Here is a 2526-nt window from a genome sequence, read left to right on the forward strand (position 1 = left end):
CTTCGCGATCAGGCCGACTTCGATCAACGCGTTGAGGTGGAACCGAACTGTGGTCACATGCAGGTTGCACAGATCCGCCAGTTCGCTGGCGGCCATCGATTCCGCGCCGGCTCGTAAAGCGTCCAGCAGTTGGACTCGCCGCCGGGACGCAAGTACTGCATGGGTGCCGGCGCGCGCAGAACCGGTTCCCTTTCGTATCGCCATACTGTAAGACTTTAGAGGAAAGATTTCCTCGAAAATAGGCGGTGTCCTGAGAGGACGCTCATGACGTACGTGATCGCTGCACCATGTATCGACGTGTTGGACCGGGGGTGCGTCGAGGAATGCCCGGTGGACTGCATCTACGAAGGAGCGCGGTCGCTCTACATCCACCCGGACGAATGCATCGACTGCGGTGCGTGCGAACCGGTCTGCCCGGTCGAGGCCATCTCGTACGAATCCGACGTCCCCGCCCGCTGGGAAGATTTCATCGATGACAATGCCCGCTTCTTCCATCGGCGACTGCCCGGTGCGGCCGAGGTAGTGGGGTCGCCGGGCGGATCCGCGAAGCTTGGTCGCGTAGGCGTCGATACGGAGCTGGTAGGCGGGTATTCGCACTCGAATCGTCCGGATATCGGACCGCCATCTCCCGCGCAGTGAGGAACGGCAATGACTCCCATTGTGACAGAGCTCCTTCCTTCGCGGCCTTACCCGAAACGGCGGGGGCTCAAGGGCACGTTCCTCTATTCCGCTGCCACTACGACCGATCCCAAACAGCTGGGCGTGATGTATCTGGTCACCTCGTTCGCCTTCTTCATGTTGGGCGGATTGATGGCCCTGCTGATCCGGACCGAACTTGCCGTCCCCGGTCTTCAGTTTCTCTCGAACGAGCAGTACAACCAGCTCTTCACCATGCACGGCACGATCATGTTGCTGCTCTATGCCACTCCGATCGTCTTCGGCTTCGCGAACTACATACTTCCCCTGCAGATCGGCGCACCGGATGTGGCGTTCCCGCGACTGAACGCGCTCAGCTACTGGCTGTACCTCTTCGGTGCGCTCATCACCGTATCCGGATTCCTCACCCCCGGAGGAGCCGCCGACTTCGGATGGACGGGATATACCCCGCTGACCAGGGCACTGTCACGTTAGTCGAAAAGTATAGCGGCGCGGCTGGTTTGGGGCAGGACGCTACGGCACGCCGCCGGGACGTTCACTTTCAGGCGGCGGCATCGGTGGCGGTGACTTCCTGCCAGACCGTGAAGCGGTCGGCCATCTCGGTCCGCCATTCGGGCGCAGAGAGTCTGTGCCGGTTGGGCCGGAAATGCGGTGAGATGCCCGAGAAGGCGGACAGGAATCGTTGCGCGTGCCCGGTTGATGTGAAGCGTTTCATCGCACGTTCTCGCTGCCTGGTGGGTTGATGCGAGTTCTCGGCTCGATTGTTCAAATACTTCGACCTGCGATGCTCGACCGAGGCCAGCATCTCGCGGTGCGCCACCTGGTAGCTGGCGAGCTTGTCGGTGACGATCACTCGCGGCACATACTCCAGCCTTTTGAGCAGCTTGCGGAAGAACCGTTTGGCCGCCACCGCATTTCGGCGGGACTGGACCAGCACATCGAGCACGTTCCCGTGCTGGTCGACCGCCCGCCATAAGTAATGCAGTGTGCCGTTGATTTTGATGAAGACCTCATCGAGGTACCACTTGTCACCGGGCCGGGCCCGCCGTCGGCGCAGCTGGTTGGCGTAGGCCTGCCCGAACTTGGCGCACCACCGGCGGATCGTCTCGTAACTCACCACGACACCGCGTTCGAGCATCATCTCCTCCACCTCACGGAAGCTAAGCGGGAACCGGAAGTACAACCACACGCAGTGGTTGATGATCTCGACCGGGTAGCGGTGGCCCTTGTACGACAGTGAGGTGCTCACGCCACATTCTCCCAGTTTCCCGCGTTCAACAACGTGACAGTGCCGTAGACACGGCTACGAAAGCTGCGGCGACTTCACACGCATGTACTCACGCAGCTCGTCGTCTCCGGTACCCGGGCAGCATTGTCAGAGCCATCGGCGCCGCATGGTCCCCGTTACTTTGGTGCCCAAATGTAATCGAGCTTGACGCAGTCGACCAGCCTCGACAAGTCCGTGCCTGTGCCCTCTCCGAGAGCGTGAAGAGGGGTTGCCTCGGTCTCCGGATTGATCGATGACGGCGGATTGGTGAGCCGATGAGGAGTGAGCGGCAATCCCTCACGGAAAGTGGGCCAGAACTAGGGGTTGTTGTCAGCGATCGAGCAATACGCGGCGGCTCGCGGCGATGGGACTCTGCGCGGTGAGACCCCCGTCGAGTACCAGCGTTTGACCGCTCATGTATCGGGACTCGTCCGATGCGAGGTAGACCATCGCCCAGCCGATGTCCTCGGGATCACCGATCATATCGAGGGCGTTGTGTTGCCGGATTTCATCGATGACCTCTGCGGGGACGTTGTCGCGGAAGGACGGGTGTCATGACCGCACCCGGAGCAACAGCGTTGCAACGGATTCCTTGCTTACCG

At 61.2% G+C, this 2526-nt stretch carries 4 protein-coding genes and 1 pseudogene; 2 read left to right on the forward strand and 3 right to left on the reverse strand.

The window, feature by feature from the left end; translation table 11 throughout:
* Positions 1-204: helix-turn-helix domain-containing protein (locus ACH4F2_RS35630; protein ID WP_398136773.1), on the reverse strand; the 204-nt coding region annotated here is incomplete at its 3' end.
* A gap of 60 nt (positions 205-264) precedes the next feature.
* Here ACH4F2_RS35630 and fdxA point away from each other — a divergent pair.
* Positions 265-639, forward strand: a complete 375-nt coding sequence (gene fdxA / locus ACH4F2_RS35635) for a ferredoxin (protein WP_070159664.1) — start codon at positions 265-267, stop codon at positions 637-639.
* Positions 640-648: 9 nt separating this feature from the next.
* A pseudogene (locus ACH4F2_RS35640) lies at positions 649-1122 on the forward strand (cbb3-type cytochrome c oxidase subunit I); the annotation flags it as partial.
* Positions 1123-1198: 76 nt separating this feature from the next.
* Here ACH4F2_RS35640 and ACH4F2_RS35645 read toward each other — a convergent pair.
* Both ACH4F2_RS35645 and ACH4F2_RS35650 read right to left on the reverse strand, forming a co-directional pair.
* On the reverse strand, positions 1199-1906 hold the full coding sequence (locus ACH4F2_RS35645) for an IS6 family transposase (RefSeq protein ID WP_398136774.1): 708 nt from the start codon (positions 1904-1906) through the stop codon (positions 1199-1201).
* A 348-nt stretch (positions 1907-2254) separates the two neighbouring features.
* Entirely contained in the window at positions 2255-2407 is a 153-nt protein-coding gene (locus ACH4F2_RS35650; RefSeq protein ID WP_003945965.1) for an SDR family oxidoreductase, read from the reverse strand.
* Positions 2408-2526 lie beyond the last annotated feature (119 nt).

It is taken from the genome of Streptomyces sp. NPDC017890 (genome assembly GCF_044328675.1).
Lineage (GTDB): Bacteria > Actinomycetota > Actinomycetes > Streptomycetales > Streptomycetaceae > Streptomyces.